Annotated in this window: 18 protein-coding genes; 11 read left to right on the top strand and 7 right to left on the bottom strand. The window is 35.1% G+C overall.

Annotation, left to right across the window (positions count from 1 at the left end; all coding sequences use genetic code 11):
- Positions 1–16: 16 nt before the first annotated feature.
- On the bottom strand, positions 17–433 hold the full coding sequence (locus BUA89_RS14555; RefSeq protein ID WP_072959448.1) for a hypothetical protein: 417 nt from the start codon (positions 431–433) through the stop codon (positions 17–19).
- Positions 434–793: 360 nt separating this feature from the next.
- Between BUA89_RS14555 and BUA89_RS14550 the strand changes: the two genes are divergently transcribed.
- Complete coding sequence (locus BUA89_RS14550; RefSeq protein WP_072959444.1) at positions 794–2,377, top strand: Na+/H+ antiporter; 1,584 nt, start codon at positions 794–796, stop codon at positions 2,375–2,377.
- Here BUA89_RS14550 and BUA89_RS14545 read toward each other — a convergent pair.
- Positions 2,363–2,695 carry a hypothetical protein gene (locus BUA89_RS14545; protein ID WP_072959441.1) on the bottom strand — a complete coding sequence of 111 codons (333 nt, stop codon included), beginning with the start codon at positions 2,693–2,695 and terminating at the stop codon, positions 2,363–2,365. The genes BUA89_RS14550 and BUA89_RS14545 overlap by 15 nt on opposite strands.
- A gap of 641 nt (positions 2,696–3,336) precedes the next feature.
- Complete coding sequence (locus BUA89_RS14540) at positions 3,337–3,984, bottom strand: DUF1349 domain-containing protein (RefSeq protein ID WP_072959438.1); 648 nt, start codon at positions 3,982–3,984, stop codon at positions 3,337–3,339.
- Between the two features lie 95 nt (positions 3,985–4,079).
- Here BUA89_RS14540 and BUA89_RS14535 point away from each other — a divergent pair, with 95 nt between their 5' ends.
- From BUA89_RS14535 to BUA89_RS14500, 7 genes are all read left to right on the top strand, one after another.
- Positions 4,080–4,850: a response regulator transcription factor gene (locus BUA89_RS14535; protein ID WP_072959434.1), complete on the top strand. Its 771-nt coding sequence runs from the start codon at positions 4,080–4,082 to the stop codon at positions 4,848–4,850.
- 202 nt (positions 4,851–5,052) lie between these two features.
- Positions 5,053–6,309, top strand: a complete 1,257-nt coding sequence (locus BUA89_RS14530; protein WP_072959431.1) for an aminotransferase class I/II-fold pyridoxal phosphate-dependent enzyme — start codon at positions 5,053–5,055, stop codon at positions 6,307–6,309.
- Between the two features lie 8 nt (positions 6,310–6,317).
- Positions 6,318–6,947: a TetR/AcrR family transcriptional regulator gene (locus tag BUA89_RS14525; RefSeq protein ID WP_072959428.1), complete on the top strand. Its 630-nt coding sequence runs from the start codon at positions 6,318–6,320 to the stop codon at positions 6,945–6,947.
- 99 nt (positions 6,948–7,046) lie between these two features.
- Positions 7,047–8,132, top strand: a complete 1,086-nt coding sequence (gene dnaX, locus BUA89_RS14520) for a DNA polymerase III subunit gamma/tau (RefSeq protein WP_072959425.1) — start codon at positions 7,047–7,049, stop codon at positions 8,130–8,132.
- 1,136 nt (positions 8,133–9,268) lie between these two features.
- Complete coding sequence (locus tag BUA89_RS14510) at positions 9,269–10,348, top strand: chorismate mutase (RefSeq protein ID WP_072959418.1); 1,080 nt, start codon at positions 9,269–9,271, stop codon at positions 10,346–10,348.
- Between the two features lie 149 nt (positions 10,349–10,497).
- A complete protein-coding gene (gene rsgA / locus BUA89_RS14505) occupies positions 10,498–11,424 on the top strand; it encodes a ribosome small subunit-dependent GTPase A (RefSeq protein WP_072959415.1) in 927 nt (308 codons plus the stop codon).
- A gap of 428 nt (positions 11,425–11,852) precedes the next feature.
- A complete protein-coding gene (locus BUA89_RS14500) occupies positions 11,853–12,269 on the top strand; it encodes a nucleoside-diphosphate kinase (RefSeq protein WP_072959412.1) in 417 nt (138 codons plus the stop codon).
- A 526-nt stretch (positions 12,270–12,795) separates the two neighbouring features.
- Here the strand turns inward: BUA89_RS14500 and rpe are convergent.
- Together rpe and chrP are read right to left on the bottom strand one after the other, a co-directional pair.
- On the bottom strand, positions 12,796–13,446 hold the full coding sequence (gene rpe, locus BUA89_RS14495) for a ribulose-phosphate 3-epimerase (protein WP_072959409.1): 651 nt from the start codon (positions 13,444–13,446) through the stop codon (positions 12,796–12,798).
- 24 nt (positions 13,447–13,470) lie between these two features.
- The gene (gene chrP, locus BUA89_RS14490; protein WP_072959406.1) at positions 13,471–14,544 is read right to left on the bottom strand and encodes a chryseobasin maturation metalloprotease ChrP; all 1,074 of its coding nucleotides are present in this window, start codon (positions 14,542–14,544) and stop codon (positions 13,471–13,473) included.
- Positions 14,545–14,595: 51 nt separating this feature from the next.
- On the opposite strand from chrP, the gene BUA89_RS14485 reads away from it, so the two are divergent.
- Complete coding sequence (locus tag BUA89_RS14485; RefSeq protein WP_072959403.1) at positions 14,596–15,300, top strand: DUF4294 domain-containing protein; 705 nt, start codon at positions 14,596–14,598, stop codon at positions 15,298–15,300.
- A 33-nt stretch (positions 15,301–15,333) separates the two neighbouring features.
- Here BUA89_RS14485 and BUA89_RS14480 read toward each other — a convergent pair whose 3' ends face one another.
- The gene (locus BUA89_RS14480; RefSeq protein ID WP_072959399.1) at positions 15,334–15,750 is read right to left on the bottom strand and encodes an NUDIX domain-containing protein; all 417 of its coding nucleotides are present in this window, start codon (positions 15,748–15,750) and stop codon (positions 15,334–15,336) included.
- A gap of 236 nt (positions 15,751–15,986) precedes the next feature.
- Positions 15,987–16,661, bottom strand: a complete 675-nt coding sequence (gene mnmD / locus BUA89_RS14475) for a tRNA (5-methylaminomethyl-2-thiouridine)(34)-methyltransferase MnmC2 (protein WP_072959396.1) — start codon at positions 16,659–16,661, stop codon at positions 15,987–15,989.
- An 84-nt stretch (positions 16,662–16,745) separates the two neighbouring features.
- Here mnmD and BUA89_RS14470 point away from each other — a divergent pair, with 84 nt between their 5' ends.
- On the top strand, positions 16,746–17,816 hold the full coding sequence (locus tag BUA89_RS14470; protein WP_072959393.1) for a branched-chain amino acid aminotransferase: 1,071 nt from the start codon (positions 16,746–16,748) through the stop codon (positions 17,814–17,816).
- A 243-nt stretch (positions 17,817–18,059) separates the two neighbouring features.
- Positions 18,060–18,569: an FKBP-type peptidyl-prolyl cis-trans isomerase gene (locus BUA89_RS14465; RefSeq protein ID WP_072959390.1), complete on the top strand. Its 510-nt coding sequence runs from the start codon at positions 18,060–18,062 to the stop codon at positions 18,567–18,569.
- Positions 18,570–18,626 lie beyond the last annotated feature (57 nt).

Genomic DNA, 18,626 nt, shown 5'->3' with positions numbered 1-18,626 from the left:
GAAAAATATATTACTATTAAGATTCGGTGTGTATTAATCCATAATTCATTGCAGTCGGCTCTTTACCGAACAGGCATGAAAAAATATTCTGAAATTCATGAATGTATTTACATCGGATAGAATTTCCATAAATTTTTAAACCGTCAACAATTTTTCTTGAATCCAAATCTATATCGTATTTAATAAACGGTTCCGGTCTTTCATATCGTATACGCTGCTCAGAGCTGTATGTTCTTGAAAATCCGAATTTTTCAAGCCATTCTTCCGTAATGTGTATCGGCTTTATAGCTTTCGCCGGAACTGAAAAGCTGTGTACGTCATTTTCAATTTTTACAAAATAATCTTTTTCATTATCCTGGAATATTTCAGTAATATTATAAATATGATTTCTGTATTCCACTAAATTTTTAATTTTTAGATCTGCAACGTTCATAATATTTTGTGTGTGTTAAGTTATTATTCTAAAATGAGTGAATGTTTGGTAAATAAAGAATTACAAATACCATGCCTTATGTATTGAATAATATTTGAATTTTGTATTAATAAAACTGGCAAAAATCATATTAAATATTATCTTTCCTTTTGCTGGTGCTGTTTAAAGCGAATCTGTTAAAATTTACACAAAGTTAAATATGTGGTACTTGTGTGGTATTTTATCTTTTCCTGTTTTTATTTAATCTAATTTTAGTGACATATAAATTATTTTAGTGCTTTTAGAAAAATAATTTTGAAGCAGAACGATTTTAATAATTTGGGTTTATGTGTATATTTAAATCTGAAAACAAAACTCTCAATGATCGAAAACTTTCCTTTCTATTTATCTCTTGTTATTGCCATTGTCCTGCTGATCATGCTGGCCAATAAGATAAAAGTGGCTTACCCGGTATTGCTTGTCATCGCCGGTCTGCTCATCAGTTTTATTCCGGATATTCCTGTGATAAGGATAGACCCGGAGCTAATTTTTATCATATTTCTTCCGCCTTTGCTGTATGAAGCTGCGTGGGCAATTTCATGGAAAGAGCTTTGGAAATGGAGGAGGATCATAGGAAGCTTTGCATTTGTAGTCGTATTTCTCACAGCTACAACAGTAGCTTTTGTGGCGAATCATTTTATTCCCGGTTTTTCTCTTGCACTGGGTTTTTTATTAGGTGGGATCGTTTCGCCTCCTGATGCGGTGAGTGCTGGTGCGATTTTAAAATTTGTAAAAGTTCCGAAAAGAATGTCATCAATTTTAGAAGGTGAAAGTCTGCTGAATGACGCTTCTTCATTAATTATTTTCAGATTTGCCATGATTGCGGTGGCAACAGGACAATTTATCTGGCACGATGCGGTGCTGAGTTTTTCATGGATGCTGATTGGCGGGATTGGGATCGGACTTCTGATTGGCTGGCTTTTTATGAAAGGTCAGAAAATCCTTCCTACAGATGCAAATATGGATACCATTCTTACGATTGTTGCGCCTTATCTCATGTATATCGCTGCGGAGGAGACTCACAGCTCGGGAGTTTTGGCTGTTGTAAGCGGAGGTCTGCTTTTATCCAATAACCGCCACAATTTTCTCAGTACATCTTCTCGACTCAGAGGAATAAATGTATGGGAAAGTCTGGCTTTTGTGCTGAATGGATTGGTTTTCATTCTCATCGGTCTCGATCTTCCCGAAATTACATCCGGTCTTGAAGGCGTAAGTGTTTCAGCAGCCATAGGATATGGTTTGTTAATTACTCTTGTTTTAGTAATTGTAAGGATTTTATCGGCTTATGGAGCAGTAGTCATTACGCTCATTGCAAGAAATTTCATTACTGTTGCAGATACAAGAAATCCGGGCTTTAAAATTCCTGGAATTCTGGGTTGGACAGGAATGCGCGGCGTAGTTTCGCTGGCTGCGGCATTGTCAATTCCTGTAAAGCTGCACGAAGGTGGACCGGATTTTCCACAGAGAAATCTGGTGCTGTTCATTACTTTTATTGTTATTCTTACCACTTTGGTGGTTCAGGGGCTTACTTTGCCTTATCTGATTAAAAAAATAAATATGCCGTCGTACGATGACCATCTGCCAGATGATGAAGCAGAAGACCTGATCCGGCAGGAAATGGCGAAGCTTACTTTAGACCACATGAAGATTAACCATGCTGAACTTTTAGAGAAAAGTCCTTTTCTTCAGCAGATTCATGAAAAATGGCGTGGAAAAATTAAAGGGGAATCCGATATTAAGCTTTCCCCCGAGATCAAAACGGCGTATCTTGATGTGCTTAATGTGCAGAGAGCCTGGCTTATAGCACAGAATCATGACGAAAAGCAGCATTTCGATGAAGATATTATCCGCAGGCATCTCCTGAAAATTGATCTGGAGGAAGAAAGACTTCTACTGATTCATTAAAAATGTAAGGACCTTTTGCAGGTATTCATCTTCTTTTACCACTTTATTGTAAGATTGTCTGGCATAAACCGGTGAAAGCTCATAGTTTTCAGGCTTAGAGTTGATGTCTTCATTTTCAATGTATTGATTCAAATGGTGGGTGTATTCTTTAATCAGTTTATTAATGGTTTTTCTTTTGATCTTGCACAACGTATTATTCTTTATCTTTTGTAAAGAATTTAGAATGAAAGATTTATCCCCGTGGAAATTGATGGTATTTTTTACATACGAAAGGTTGTGGTTATCCTGTAGTATAGAATGGTCATCTTCAAAAATCATGATCGTAAAGGTTTTTTGGTGAATGCGAAATGGTGAATGACTTAATAATATGATAATCTGAGATCACTTGACGGGAATCGAAAAGGACTTTCTGAGTACCTTGATCAGGCTGTCCTGTGAAGATGTAAAGTGCGTAGTCATAATTATGTATTTTAAGTGGCTGGTGTACCAGATATTCAGTATCAATCCTCGGTCTGGTATAATTTGCTTAATTCAAATATCTAACCAAATTCTATATTTTTTTTAAATGTATTGAAAAATTGTAATAAAAAGCTGTAAAAATGTAATATTTAACTTAAAAACTTATTATCATTATTAATTTTGTGGTATCCCTTTAGTATTTTTAGATAAATAATATTTCGTTTGCATAGAAAAAAAATCTATCTTTGTCGTAATAATTCTATTTATAGTGAATTTGTTTCTGTTGAAATATATTCCTGTTGATCGAATATTACAGATAACTTTTTACGCAAACTTGAAGAAAAAGATTACAACGATACATTCTAAAAGGACAAATGCAAAAGGCTGAAACGAAGCGTTCCCATAAAAGCTTTCAGCCTTTTTTATTACATCATTTAAGTTTAATTATTTAATAAATAAAAAACCTCTCCATTAAAGAGAGGTACATCAGCAGTATATAATTATTTGTTGTTTTCAAGCCATTTCAGTCGGCGTTCATCCGGTAAATGTTTTACTTTAAAGTTTTCAAAAGTGGCGGTAAAGCCGTTACCATCAGGACAGGCTGCCATTAAACCGACCATCACCGGAGAATTGTCCTGAAGATGGGCATTTCGCATCATGATATAGTTTTTATCATCAAAAGAATAAAAAACTTCCACCGCGTCTAACCTTCTCACTGCCTTTATCCATATTTCAGACGGAATTTTTTCTAAAGTAATAACGCTCCAGTCGCTTGTTTTATGGGTAACCACCGTACTCAGGTTGTATTTCCCGTCTACAAATTCAATTCCAGCTTTAATATAATTTTCCTTATCAATTCTCAGCATAAGACCCATTTGGTCGAATCTTGCCTTATAATTTCCGGTAATCTTTACTTTAGCTTCAAATTCCCCTCCGTAAATATTGTATAAAAACGGAGCATCATCAACGGTAAAACCATAATGTGAAATCCTCCAATAGTCACTTTGCGGCGTTACAGACATAGATAAAGTATTGTTTTTGATTTCCCATTTTTCGGGTTCGTTAAACCATGTCATTTTCTCTAAAGTCTGCGCAGTATTCTTCTGAAAAACGAATAACGTGCATACAACTAAAAATATTCTCTTCATGCTGTCTTTTGGGGTTATCTTTGTGAATTATTCTTATTTTAGCAAATGTAAAATTAAAACAGATCTCCATCCAATACTTATAAATAACCATTTTTATGGAAATTGTGCATACGCTTAACAAAACGCTGCTCAAAAAAGATCATGGGCGAAAATGTCTTCTGGATATAGAGGTATACAAAAATATCGCATTGGGGTATGTAAAAACCGAACATTGTCTGGCAGTTTTAAGCGATATGCAGTACAATAAAAGTTTTATCTTCTCATCAAAGACTGCGGTAGAGTTGGGCTTATATTTTAATGAAAATCCAGCAGTAATTGATTCAATTTGGGAAGAGGAGATTCTGAAGAAAATACATCCTGATGATAAAATAAAAAAATATATTCATGAGCTTCGGTTTTTTGAGCTGCTGGAAACCATGAAACCTGAAGATCGTTCGGATTTCAGTGTTTTATCAAGACTACGCATGAAAGGGAAGGGAGATACTTACAAATTCGTAAAACACAGGATGTTTTATTTCTATTCGCCGGAAAATACAAAGCTTAGGTTTGCGCTTTGTTTGTATAATATAGATTTGGGGCCATCCGTTAAGAACTCAGAATTTTTAATCGTAAATTCGGTAAAAGGCAAGATAATTTCGGAGGATGAGCTTGTTTACAAAAATATTCTCACCAAAAGGGAACTGGAGGTTTTGAAGTACATCGGAGAAGGTTTTATCAGTAAAGAAATTGCAGGTTTACTTTCTATAAGCATTAATACGGTGAACCGCCACCGCCAGAATATTCTCGAAAAGCTTAAGGTGAAGAATTCAATTATGGCCGTTGCTGAAAATCTAGCTCATAAAACAATATCTCAGGAAAGTGATTAATTGGCTAATTTTTAATACGTTACATATTTCTCTAATTACTATTTTATTCTTAATATTTATTCTAAATTATGAATATGCTTGCTAATTATGATAATTTAATAAAAATATTTTATACATATTAATTTTTGTTAATAAATAAGCATGAAAATTATTTAAAATAATCCTATATTTGTTTAAACATAAAACAGCTAACAAATTAAGGATGGACATTAACTTTTCAACAGCGACTTTCAAGGATTTTGAAAATATTCCGGGGTTCGATATGATGCAGCGTGCAGATATCTATTACGATTTTATCGAATATATGAAGACCAACGGACACCGTTACAGACTACAAAATAACACAGGTTGCAGCTCTGTAATGAATATAGGCGAAGACGACGCCATAAAGGAAATGGTAAGCTTCGTTACCAGCGATTATTTAGGGCTTACCCAGCACCCGAAAGTAAAGCAGGCAGCAATAGAAGGAATTAAGGAATTTGGTGCAGGTTCTGCGGCAACACCGCTTATCGGAGGATATTATTCTTATCATAACGAACTTGAAACAAAAATTGCTTCGTTTTTCGGTCGTTCTAAAGATGAAGCGGTAACATTTACAACAGGATATACGGCAAACAGTGCCACTTTACAGATTCTTCTTCAGAAAGAAGATATTGCTATTATTGACATGGCGGTGCATGCAAGTGTTTATGAAGGATGTATTCTTACCAACAGAAAAACATTCCCTCATAATGATTTAGAGGCTTTGGAACATATTCTGAAAACTTCTGAACAGCAATACCGTACAAAATTAGTCGTTATCGACGGAGTGTATTCTCAGGATGGAGATACAGCACCTATTGAGGAAATTTACAATTTAGTAAAGAAATACAATGCTTACCTGATGATTGATGATGTGCACGGGGTAGGTATTTTGGGGAAAACAGGAAGAGGAACTATTGAAGATACAGGTTTATTAGATAAGATCGATATTATCACGGGAACTTTCAGTAAAACATTTGGTAATGTTGGCGGGTATGTAATTGCTAATAAAACACTTACCAATTTTATCAGATTCCAATCCCGTCAGCAGATCTTTTCGGCTACGATACCTCCGGGAACGGCTGCCGGAACAATTAAGGCAATCGATTTAATTGATGAAGAGCCGCAATTAAGAACAAAACTATGGGAGAATATCAACTATTTTAAGAAAGGGTTGGATGATATGGGATTGGAAACAGGAACTACATGTTCTGCAGTTGTCCCTGTGAAGATAGGAGATCCCCATATTACAATGGATGTAGGTAAAATGCTTTTGGATAGAGGGGTTTATACAAACCCGATTATGTATCCTGCTGTAGCGAGAAAAGATGCGAGAATCAGAATGAGTGTAACGGCATCTCATGAAATAGAACATCTTGATAAAACGCTTAATGCATTTGATGATATCAATAAAAAGTTGCATATTGCAAAAAAATAATAAAACAAATGCCAAGAAAAGTTGTACAGGGCCCGATTAGGGACAAAGAAAAAACAAAACAAAAACTGCTGGCAGCAGTTGGTAAAATTTTAAGAACAAAAGGTTATTCTGGTCTGAAAGTGAGTAAAATTGCTGCAGTAGCCGGTTTCGATAAAAAGCTTATCTATGAGTATTTCGGGAGTACCGAAAAACTCATAGACGAGTATATCAGATCGCAGGATTATTGGAGCAAAACCAATGAAGAAAATCTTCATGTCGATATTTCGGACGGAGGAAAAGAACTTTCAAAGGTGGCCATTCTTAACCAGTTTGAACATATCAAGAAAAATAAAGAGCTTCAGAAAATCATACTTTGGGGGCTTTCAGAAAGCAAACCTATTCTGAAGAAAGTGGCAGACGAAAGAGAAGAAATGGGAGAGCAGTTGTTTACGCACATCGTAGACCCTCATTTCAAAGACCAGTCAATGAGATATCGTGCCATTGCTGCACTTTTGGTTTCGGGAGCTTATTATCTTAATCTTTATACGGCATACAACGCAAGTGTATTCTGTGGTATCGACCTTAAGAGTGAAGAAGGCAGAAAAGAAATTGAGAAAGCAATTACCGAGATTATTGATTTTGCTTACGAAGAAAAATAAAGATGAAAAAAAGTTTTCCTATTTGACCCAAATAAGTTTTGTTGATAATTTGAAAACTTTTCATTTTTAAATTAGAACTATATTTCTTACTTTTGGCCAATGGAAAATTTTATTGTATCTGCTCGTAAGTATCGTCCTCAGGAGTTTGACACTGTTGTTGGGCAATCGCACATTACAGATACTTTAGAACATGCTATTGGTGAAAACCAATTGGCACAGGCTCTTCTTTTTTGTGGCCCTCGAGGAGTGGGGAAAACCACTTGCGCCAGAATCCTGGCCAGAAAGATCAACGAAAAGGACGGTTCTGTATCAGAAGATGGTTTTGCCTATAATATCTACGAGCTGGATGCCGCATCAAACAATTCGGTTGATGATATCCGCGAATTGATAGATCAGGTTCGTTTTGCACCTCAGGTCGGTAAATACAAAGTGTATATTATCGATGAGGTTCACATGCTGTCTTCTGCTGCTTTCAATGCATTCCTTAAGACATTGGAAGAACCGCCGGCTCATGCCATTTTCATATTGGCAACCACGGAAAAGCATAAGATTATTCCTACCATTTTATCGCGTTGTCAGATTTACGATTTCAAAAGAATTGTTATTGAAGATATTCAGGCACATCTTAGAACGATTGCTCAGAAAGAAAATATTCAGTATGAAGATGACGCTTTATATTTAATTGCCCAAAAGGCGGATGGTGCACTAAGAGACGCACTTTCTATTTTCGACAGGCTTTCTACATTCTCTCAGAAGAATATTACCTTAGCCAAAGCAGCTGAAGTCTTAAATATTCTGGATTATGATCAGTATTTAAAAATTGTAGATTTAGCCAAAGAAAATAAAATTCCCGATGTGCTTTTTGCATTTAATGAAATTGTGAAAAAAGGATTTGATCCTCATATTTTTATCGCCGGCTTAGGGAATCATTTCCGGGATTTAATGATGGCTCAAAATGCTTCTACCATTGATCTGATTGAAGTAGGGGAACAGACAAAGGCCAAATTTGTAGAACAGGCACAAAAATGGAATCCCCAACAGTTAATTGATGCCATTGAAATCTGTAACCATGCAGATATCAATTATAAAAATTCTAAAAATCCTAGACTTACGGTAGAAATTGCTTTAATGCAATTGGCTTCTTTGACGGCTAATTCAGACGTTGCTAAAAAAAAAAGTTTATAATTCTGGCTCCGTTTCTCATTGAGAAGCAGGAAATAAAATCAGCGGAAAAATCTCAGCAGGTAAAAGCGAAAGTTGAAGATAAGCAGCCTGTTAGCGTTACGGCGCCTCAGGAAGTTGAAGTCAAAAAAACGACTAAGCCATTATCTAAGCAAGCCATATCTTCTGGTTTCAGCATCAATTCTTTTTTAAATAAAGAAGAAAAGACCGAAAAGGAAGAAGTCGTTGCCGTAAAAACAGAAAACCTCCCCCAACATCATTTTACCGATACCGATCTTCAAGCGGAATGGAATCTTCTGCTGAAGCAGCTTCAGAAAAAAGATACCTTTGTTTTTAATGCCATTAAAACGTTTAAATTAAGCAAATCTGCAGAAAATCAGATCACTGTTTCCTATCCTTCAGATTCAGCTAAAATTGAATTTGATAAGGTCAGCAGGGAGTTTTTTAATCATTTTAAAACAAAAGTTCACAATTTTTCCATCGAGATTGAATATAAAAGAGACTTCGAAAGCCTGAAGGTGGAAGTAATGACCAAAAGGAAAATCTTTGAAAAATTCATTGAAAAAAATCCTTTATTAAAAGATCTTGATGATCTCATGAGATTTGATTTAACTTAAATATTTACAGAACTAAAGCTTTAAATTCATACTGACTGAATATAACCTGAGGTAATGGATGTCTGGAATTTTCAAGATCTCTTTTTATTTCTGAGTTAAAAATAATTTAATTCAAAACCTTGTATTTAAATAAATTTTATATATTTGTCAAATATTTGTACAAAAAATCATTTTTTGACAATTTATAGATTAATATAGAAAAGCTAGAAATAGACATCTACAGGTGGAAAACTTATTAAAGCCATACACGTCTACTTTTGCACCCGCTCAATTCTTTAGCGGTTTTTTTGGCTTTTCCTTTTCTTATTTTAGAAATTTCAGAACGTATTATCGATTTTATTATTGGTATTGCTAGTATAAATTTCTTTCCAAAAAATTTTAGGAATTATAGATTTCGTCTTATTTCCTGATCCTTAAAAAAATTTTAACGGCCATTTTTTCGAAAGAATTATAAAGTAACTTTATAATGCAATTGCTATTGAGGTATATAAACAAAAAATTTGAATAAAAATAATTAATGATATGGATTTAAAAGATCTGAAAAACGAATGGATTAAAGAGTTTCAGCAGCCTATGATGATTGCGGGACCATGCAGTGCTGAAAGTGAAGTGCAAATGTTGGAAACGGCAAAAAGGATTAAGGAAAGCAATGCAAATGTATCAGTTTTTCGTGCTGGAATCTGGAAACCGCGTACAAAACCGAACGGGTTTGAAGGAGTAGGAGTTATCGGTCTAAACTGGCTGAAAAAAGTAAAGGAAGAGTACGGTTTTAAAACAGCAACGGAAGTAGCTAATGCTCACCACGTTTTTGCAGCTCTGGAAGCAGATGTAGATATTCTTTGGATCGGAGCGCGCTCCACAGTAAACCCTTTTACCGTTCAGGAAATTGCCATGGCGCTGAGAGGAACAGAGAAAACAGTTCTGGTTAAAAATCCGGTAAATCCCGATTTGGCGTTATGGATCGGTGCATTGGAAAGGCTTTTAGGGCAGGGGATTACCAATTTAGGGGTAATTCACAGAGGATTTTCTACGTACCAGAAAACGAAATACAGAAACAATCCCAACTGGCAGATTGCTTTAGATTTCAAGAGTCAGTTTCCTAATATCCCGATGCTGATTGATCCTTCGCATATCTGTGGAAACAGAACAGGTTTGGCGGACATTACCCAGGAAGCATTAAATGTGGGCTACCAGGGCGCAATTATCGAATCTCATTCTAATCCTGATGAAGCATGGAGCGATTCTGCTCAGCAGATTACACCGGAAGTTTTGGCGGAATTAATCGGGAATTTAAAGGTAAGAAATTCCGGATTGGCAGGGTTTGAAGAGGACATGGGAAGACACAGAACTTTGATTTCCGATCTCGATTTTCAACTGATCGAGTTGTTGGCTCAAAGGATGAAGATTTCCGAAAAAATTGGTAAGCTGAAAAAAGAGAATGATATTGCGATTTTTCAGCCTGAACGTTGGAAAGAAATTACAGAATATGCCAATCAGAAGGCTGTAGAAACAGGAATGTCTCAGGAATTCATTGAAAAGGTTTTCAAAGCTATTCATGAGGAATCTATTGAAGTTCAGAACAGTATTATGATTGATAGATAATTAAGTGGGAGCGTTGTAGAGCTTGAGAGTTTTAGTGTAATAGTAAATGAATTTTTATAATACCCTAAAACTCTCATGCACTAAAACTCTAATACCCCAATAGCCTTCAAACCTGATCTGAATTCCTTATATTTGCACCAGCTTAATATATGAAAGGAAAAATCATTAAATCTACAGGAAGTTGGTATCAGGTTTTGGAAACAGAAACCGGAAAAATTTTCGAAGCCAGAATTCGCGGAAAATTTAAATTAATTAAAACCAGATTAACCAATCCGCTTGCTGTAGGAGATTTCGTAGAATTTCAGTTAGAACAGGATGATATTGCCTGGATCACAAAAATTGAACCGCGCAGAAATTATCTGATCAGAAAATCTGTAAACCTTTCAAAAGAAGCGCACATTATTGCTTCTAATATTGATTTGGCTTGCTTTATTTTTACCTTAAAACATCCGGAAACTTCACTGGGCTTTCTTGACCGGTTTTTGGCATGTTGCGAAGCATACAATATTGCTCCGTTAATTCTATTCAATAAAATCGATGTTTTACATGAAGACGAAATCGAGATTGTAAAAGATATCGAATTTCTTTACAATGAAATAGGATATCAATCTTTGGAAATTTCTTCCTATTCAAGACTTAATTTAGATCAGTTACAGGGTATCCTTAAAGACAAAACGTCAGTATTTTTCGGGCATTCCGGCTGTGGAAAATCTACTTTAGTCAACGCATTACAACCCGGGCTGAATTTAAAGACCTCCGAAATTTCGGATACCCATTTAAAAGGGAAACATACCACAACATTCGCCCAGATGCACTTTTGGGATTTTGGCGGTAACGTAATTGATACACCGGGAGTCCGTGAATTTGCGATGATAGATATTGAGAAAGAAGAAGTGCAGCATTATTTTCCTGAAATTTTCAAAAAGCGGGAAGAATGCAAATATCACAATTGTCTTCACATCAATGAGCCGAAATGTGCGGTAATTGATGGGTTAGAAACCGGAGAAATTCAGCATTCGAGATATTCCACCTATATTAAATTAATGGAAGAGGCGGAAGAAGCCAATCAAAAATAATTTCTTTTAATTTTTATACTTAAAAAACTCAATTAAATTTTTATTGAGTGTGACAGAGTATGAATAATCTTTAAAACTGGAGATCATTGTGACCAGAATTTAATATTACGTTCAAAAGATAAAATTTTGTTTTTATTTAATTTTATAGAAGCTGTAAAATTTAAACAAGAGTTTAATTATTTAATAATCTTTGGGTTAGGTACAGAATTTGGGGAATATGGAAAATAAAAAACCCAGCCGAAGCTGGGTAAAAACTAATAACCATGAAAACTCAAATTAAACATGAGAATCGTAATAGTATAAACAATTACTGTGCCAAAGTTTAATTCATAATTTCTTAATAAAAGTTATTTTTTTGTTAAAATTATTTTAAAATAAAAATCAAAATATTTTTTTGTATTTTTGCGCCATTAAAAAAATATACATTTATGTCTAACATTACATTCACTATGATTAAGCCTGATGCAGTTGCAGACGGACATATCGGTGCTATATTAGGAAAGATTTCAGAAGGAGGTTTCAAAATCAAGGCGTTGAAGTTAACTCAGCTTACTGTGGCTGATGCTAAAAAATTCTATGAAGTACACGCTGAAAGACCTTTCTACGGAGAATTAGTTGAATTTATGAGCTCTGGCCCAATTGTAGCTGCTGTTCTTGAAAAAGATAATGCTGTTGAAGATTTCAGAACGTTAATTGGTTCTACCAATCCTGCTGAAGCTGCAGAAGGTACCATCAGAAAAATGTTTGCGAGAAGCATCGGAGAAAATGCTGTTCATGGTTCAGATTCTGACGAAAATGCTTTAATTGAAGCTCAGTTCCATTTTTCAGGAAGAGAAATTTTCTAAGAAAAATTGATATCAAAATATAAGATCCGGAGAATATATTCTTCGGATTTTTGTTTTAAGGACATGAATAATTCTTATATGTTGTATGGGCAAGTTGAAGTATTAAGCATGTTTACACTTTTTATTTAACCACAAAAGACACAAAAGATTTAGATAATTTGTTTAAAGTTTATCATTAAACTGACAAAAGGAGCACATAAGTTTTAAAAAATCTTTGATTTTTATCCTTTTGAGAGCTCTTATTATCTAATAATAGCTGGAAGAATATCTTTTGTGACTTTTGTGGTTGAATTTAAATTAGTTTAAACAAACTTATTTAATAAAAATTAAGCATAGGTAGAAATACTGGTATAAAAATACCGTGTTTTTACGGATGTTTTGTATCTGTTTTTTTGCTCATCTTTACATCATCATAAGAGAAAGAAAATTTAAAGCATTCAAGTCTTAAACTAATAACCATTAAAGCTTAAATTTCATTGAAAAAGGCAACTCACTGAGTTGCCTTTTTTAGATATTTTAAAAGAGATTAAATTTTTAAAAGCTCTATCGTTCTCTCCGGATTTTCTGCTGAAAAAACTGCATTTCCTGCTACTAAGACATCGGCTCCTGCTTCGAACAGCTTTGCTGCATTGTCTAAATTTACTCCTCCGTCAATCTCAATCAATGCAGTAGAATTATTGCTTAAGATCATGTCTTTTGTTTCTGCAATTTTTTTGTAAGTATTCTCAATGAATTTTTGTCCTCCGAATCCCGGATTTACACTCATCAATAATACCAGATCTACATCAGCAATGATATCTTCCAGCATTAAAACCGGTGTGGAAGGGTTTAATACAACTCCTGCCTTAGCCCCCAAACTTTGAATATGGTGAATCGTTCTGTGAAGATGAGTACATGCTTCATAATGAATAGAGATCAGATCTGCGCCATGATTAACAAATTCGTCAACATATTTTTCAGGTTCAACAATCATTAAATGCACATCCACAAATTTTTTAGCATGCTGCTGTACCGTTTTCATCACGGGAAAACCGAACGAAATATTAGGAACAAATCTGCCGTCCATTACATCTACATGGATCCAGTCTGCCTGAGAATTGTTCAGCATTTCAATGTCTCTTTGAAGATTCCCGAAATCTGCGGCTAAAAGAGAAGGAGCTATAAGCTTTGTTTTCATTTTTACTTGTCTGTTTTACTTCTGTTAATGATATTTAAGTTTCATTTCCGGCTGTATTTTCAGAAGCGTTTCGTAGATAAGTTTAATCACATTTCCTACATCTTCTTTAGAAACCATTTCCACAGTGGTATGCATGTAACGCAATGGCAAAGAGATTAATGCACTTGGAACCCCGCCATTTGAGTGAGCAAAGGCATCGGTATCGGTACCTGTTGCACGGCTTGCCGCAGCTCTCTGGAAAGGAATTTTCTTTGTTTTTGCGGTATCGATAATTAATTCTCTGATGGTATGATGGATACTCGGTGCAAAGAAAACTACCGGTCCGTCGCCACATTTTTGATCTCCCTCTTTTTTCTTTTCGATCATAGGGGTTGTAGTGTCGTGGGTAACGTCTGTTACGATGGCGATATTTGGTTTAATGGTATCTGCGATCATGTCAGCACCGTATAATCCTACTTCTTCCTGAACAGAATTTGTGATATAAAGCCCAAATGGAATTGTTTTTTTATTTTCTTTTAAAAGTCTTGCAACTTCTGCAATCATAAATCCGCCGATTCTGTTGTCTAAAGCTCGGCAGACAAAATAACGTTCGTTCATTTCAAAGAACTCATCAGGATACGTAATCATACATCCTACATAAATTCCCATGTCTTCAACTTCTTTTTTGGAGGTAGCACCACAATCGATGAAGATATTTTCAATTTTTGGAGTTGGCTCATTTTGGTTAGCTCTGGTATGAATCGCCGGCCATCCGAAAACACCTTTTATAATTCCTTTCTCGCCATGAATATGAACCACTTTTGAAGGAGCAATTGTCTGATCTGAACCTCCGTTTCTGATGACGTAGATTAAACCATCATCCGTAATGTAATTGACATACCAGGAAATCTCATCAGCATGGGCTTCAATCACTACTTTAAATTCCGCCTCCGGATTGATTATCCCATAGCATGTTCCGTAATGGTCCACTTCAATCTTATCTACATACGGTTTGATATAATCCATCCATATTTTTTGGCCTTCATGCTCATAACCAGTTGGAGATGATGTGTTTAAATATTTCTCTAAAAATTTTAATGATTTCTTTTCAAATTTCATAAAAAGGAATGATTTTTGCGTTCAATTTTTGTTCTAATAGGTGTAAAAATAATGAAATTTAGTAAGATTGTTTGTCTTTTTCTTTTCTTTTTGGGGGTGTCGACGTTCGGACAGAAGGATTCTGTGGTAGCGGTCCCTTTAAGCCAGTATCCCCAGGAATTATTGAAAACTGATGAATTCGGAAAAAAATATTACTATGATGAAAGGCAGAAGATGAGGGTATATGAAATTAATGGTGAAACTGTAATTGTTATGGATGAACTGGTTTTAGTAAACAAACCCAAATTCAATAATCAGTTAGACAGAAATTACTATTTTTTTCTTAACAAAAAATTGTACAGAGTATATCCGTTATTTACCACTGCTTTGCAGCAATACAGGGATATCCAGGCAGAGATGAACAATCTGGACAGCAAGGCAAAAAGAAAATATATAAGAGACAGACAGAATATTCTGGCCGACCAATATGAAAAGCAATTGCGTGATCTAACGACAACTGAAGGCCAGATTTTTGCAAAATTAATGAACAGGGCAACCGGAAAAAATGTATATGAAATTATTAAGGAACTGAGAGGCGGCTGGGTTGCTTTCTGGTGGAATGTAAAAGGAAAAGTGGCTGATATCGATCTTAAAGAAAAATATGATCCGCATGCCAACAGAACCGATGAATATTTAGAATCACTGCTGCAGTCCAACTGGAATTCGGGTTATTTGCAGCCTTATCCCGGAGCAAAAGATTTTAAAGTGTACAAATAATAAATAAACTTTTATAAAAAATTCCTGTAAGTTTTACAGGAATTTTTCTTTTAATTTATCGAAAACAATTTTGTCTATTGGTAACGGAAACGGATTGTCGGATCTGTCGATATCAATCCATTCTGCTTTTTCAATGCAGGGGTCGAGGATTAAAAAATCTTCTTCATTCACAATGTTTACGAGATAATATATAGTAAGCAGTTGCTCGTTCTCTCTGAAACGGGATACCAGAAAATCCTCCTGAGTATAAAAATGTTCTGCTACTTCTACTTTTACATTTAGTTCTTCATCAAATTCACGATGAAGGCAATCTATTACCCCTTCGCCATATTCCAGTCCGCCGCCAGGAAATTTCATCAAAGGTTCACCGGCATATTCTTCAAACAGAGTCAGTACCTTTTTATCTTTTACAGCACATGCATAGACCCTAATGTTGATCTTATCTATCATATATAATAATTTGTAAAGCTAAAGTAGGAAAAATTTGCTGGATGAGGGAAGCCGGAAGCTTGAAGTTTTAGAAAAGCTGGATGAGGGAAGCTGGGAGCTTGAGGCTTACTACTAACAACTGCTTAGAGTTATGAAATTTTAAATCTATATTATATTAAAGAATAAAACTCAAAGTCTCACAGATAATAAAACAGTTAGTAGTAAAAACTTCCATCTCCCATCCTCAAGCTTCCATCCTATAATTTAATCGCATTAATCATCTCCCTTTTTCCCGGAGGTCCCTGCTTTTTCTCTACTTTAAAATTCAAGTCCTGAAGAATTCTTCTTACGCTGCCTTTTGAGGAGTAGGTTGTTAAAAGTCCGTTAACTGCCATTTTGTCGGAAACCATTTCAAACAGGGGTTTTTCCCAAAGATCGGGTTGTACTCTTGCGCCAAAACAATCAAAATAAACCAGGTTGATTTTAGGTAAGTCTATGTTTTTCAGGTCGAAGAAGTCACATTTAATCTTTTTTAAATGGAAATTACTAATGATTTCTACTGAATTTTCCCACTCTGCCAGATGAATTTTTTGATAAATATTTTTGAATTCCGGGTTATCGAAAAGATCGAAATATGCCAAATCGTTCATTTCTGATTCATTTATCGGATATTTTTCCAGAGTAAAATAGTTGATGATATGATTTTTGTCAGTTTTTAAATATTCATTAATTGTTACCAAAACATTCAAACCTGTTCCAAAACCGAGTTCTAAAATATTAATTTCGTAATCATTTATTAGATTTAGTCCATTTTTAATAAACACGTGTTCGGCTTCTTGTAGTGCACCATGGTGTGAATGATAGTTTTCATTTAAATCGTTGATAAACAATGTTTTGCTTCCGTCATTAGTGGTCTTAATTTCTCTTTTCAAGCTATTTTTTGACAAATTTACTCTAAAATTTTTATATTTAGAAAATTATGTTAAATTTGTAGAACCTCATAAAAAATTTTAGAAATGATAATTCAAAAAACTGAAAACTCTCGAATTTCTACATTCGACCCAAACAATTTTTCATTCGGAAATACTTTTATCGATCACATGATCATTTGCGAGTATGAAGATGGGAAATGGGGTGATGTAAAATTAGTTCCTTATGGTCCTTTAGCATTTACGCCTGCAATGATGGGGGTAAACTACGGACAAGCTTGTTTTGAAGGGATGAAAGCCTATAAAGACAAAGACGGACAGGTTTTCCTTTTCAGGCCTGAAAAGAATTTTGAACGTATCAATAAATCGGCGAAGCGTTTGGCTATGCCGGAAGTAACTGAAGAAATATTCTTAGAAGGACTAAAAGCACTGGTGGATATAGACAGAGACTGGATTCCTCAGGGAGAAGGGATGTCCTTGTATATCAGACCATTGATATTCGCTACGGAAGAAGCGTTGAAAGCGAGAGTAGCTAATAAATATATGTTTGCCATCGTAGCAACTCCTGCAAAAATGTATTACACAGAGCCGGTTTCTGTAAAAATCTCTGATCATTATTCAAGAGCGGCAAGCGGAGGAGTAGGTTCTGCAAAAGCGGCAGGAAATTACGCAGCTTCTTTCTACCCGACTCAGTTGGCGATCGAAGAAGGATATGAGCAGATTATCTGGACAGATGATGCGACTCACGAATATTTCGAAGAAAGTGGAACAATGAACGTTTTCGTAAGAATCAACGATACCATTTATACGCCACCGACCTCTGAGAAAATCCTTGACGGTGTTACCAGAGACAGCTTTATTCAATTGGCTAAAAAGAGAGGAATTGAAGTAAAAGTAGAGCCCATTAAAGTAACCGATGTTGTAGAAGCTCAGAAAAACGGAACTTTGAAAGAAGTTTGGGGAGTAGGGACAGCGGTTGTAACGACTGTTTTCCAGGCTTTGGGTTACAACGGTGAGAAATTGGAATTACCAAGATTATCAGACGAAGAAAGCTTCGCTGTAATATTGAAAAATGATTTGGTGGATCTTCAGACAAACCTTTCGGAAGATCCATTCGGATGGAGAGTTTTGGTAGATCACGTACTGGAAACGGTTTAATTTTAAACTTAAAATAATAGAAAGTCGGGAATTTTTCTCGACTTTTTTGTTTTAAACTAATCTTGTTTCTGTCATTCTGAACGGAACAAAGTAGAGTGAAGAATCTCTAATAAAGATTATTGAGATTCTTCCTTCGCCAGAATGACAAACTATCTGAAGATTTTCAAATGTTAAAATTTTTAATTTAATAAATTCGTCAAGTTTTGTAATTGATTCCTGAAATGTGTATTTTCGCAAAAGTTTATGAAAAAAATACTCTTCATCTCGGTTTTAAGTTTAGTGAGCTGCAGCAAAAATGCGCAGACTCATCCTCCTGTAGGAGGTGTTTTGAGTAAGAATGATCTTGAAGTTTCCAAAAACAGGATGAAGAACCTTAATACCCAGGAGAGGATGCTCATGCAGGAATGGATTAATAATCAGCCTGTGAAGTATTATCCTACTCAGCTTAATTATTGGGTAAATACACAAGGTTTCGATCAGAGACAGAGAAGACAGGACAATACGCTGATTTCTTATTCTTATGATCTTTATGACTTCGATCAGACGAAAATCTATGATGAACCGATTGAAAGAAGAGATGCCAAATTCGGACATTTTGATGAATTAAAAGCTGTAGAAGATGCTCTGCGTTTTATACATGATGGTGAGGAAGTTACGCTTTTGGTTCCGTCTTCTCTGGCGTATGGAACGTATGGAGATGAGAAAAAAATAGATAATGATATCCCATTAATCATAAAATTAAAAGCATTATAATCAATGAAATTGTTTAACAAGAATATAATTCTGGCGGCGGCAAGTATTTCGCTGATG

This window comes from Chryseobacterium arachidis (assembly GCF_900129245.1).
GTDB lineage: Bacteria > Bacteroidota > Bacteroidia > Flavobacteriales > Weeksellaceae > Chryseobacterium > Chryseobacterium arachidis.
This window is presented reverse-complemented; position numbering and strand designations above follow the sequence as displayed.

Coding starts and splice junctions, on each gene's coding strand:
- BUA89_RS14545 (WP_072959441.1), bottom strand. CDS start 2,695: ATGATTTTTGAAGATGACCATTCTATACTACAGGATAACCACAACCTT.
- BUA89_RS14470 (WP_072959393.1), top strand. CDS start 16,746: ATGATAATTCAAAAAACTGAAAACTCTCGAATTTCTACATTCGACCCA.
- rpe (WP_072959409.1), bottom strand. CDS start 13,446: ATGAAAACAAAGCTTATAGCTCCTTCTCTTTTAGCCGCAGATTTCGGG.
- chrP (WP_072959406.1), bottom strand. CDS start 14,544: ATGAAATTTGAAAAGAAATCATTAAAATTTTTAGAGAAATATTTAAAC.
- BUA89_RS14480 (WP_072959399.1), bottom strand. CDS start 15,750: ATGATAGATAAGATCAACATTAGGGTCTATGCATGTGCTGTAAAAGAT.
- BUA89_RS14530 (WP_072959431.1), top strand. CDS start 5,053: ATGGACATTAACTTTTCAACAGCGACTTTCAAGGATTTTGAAAATATT.
- dnaX (WP_072959425.1), top strand. CDS start 7,047: ATGGAAAATTTTATTGTATCTGCTCGTAAGTATCGTCCTCAGGAGTTT.
- rsgA (WP_072959415.1), top strand. CDS start 10,498: ATGAAAGGAAAAATCATTAAATCTACAGGAAGTTGGTATCAGGTTTTG.
- BUA89_RS14535 (WP_072959434.1), top strand. CDS start 4,080: ATGGAAATTGTGCATACGCTTAACAAAACGCTGCTCAAAAAAGATCAT.
- BUA89_RS14525 (WP_072959428.1), top strand. CDS start 6,318: ATGCCAAGAAAAGTTGTACAGGGCCCGATTAGGGACAAAGAAAAAACA.
- BUA89_RS14550 (WP_072959444.1), top strand. CDS start 794: ATGATCGAAAACTTTCCTTTCTATTTATCTCTTGTTATTGCCATTGTC.
- BUA89_RS14465 (WP_072959390.1), top strand. CDS start 18,060: ATGAAAAAAATACTCTTCATCTCGGTTTTAAGTTTAGTGAGCTGCAGC.
- BUA89_RS14485 (WP_072959403.1), top strand. CDS start 14,596: ATGAAATTTAGTAAGATTGTTTGTCTTTTTCTTTTCTTTTTGGGGGTG.
- BUA89_RS14500 (WP_072959412.1), top strand. CDS start 11,853: ATGTCTAACATTACATTCACTATGATTAAGCCTGATGCAGTTGCAGAC.
- BUA89_RS14510 (WP_072959418.1), top strand. CDS start 9,269: ATGGATTTAAAAGATCTGAAAAACGAATGGATTAAAGAGTTTCAGCAG.
- BUA89_RS14540 (WP_072959438.1), bottom strand. CDS start 3,984: ATGAAGAGAATATTTTTAGTTGTATGCACGTTATTCGTTTTTCAGAAG.
- BUA89_RS14555 (WP_072959448.1), bottom strand. CDS start 433: ATGAACGTTGCAGATCTAAAAATTAAAAATTTAGTGGAATACAGAAAT.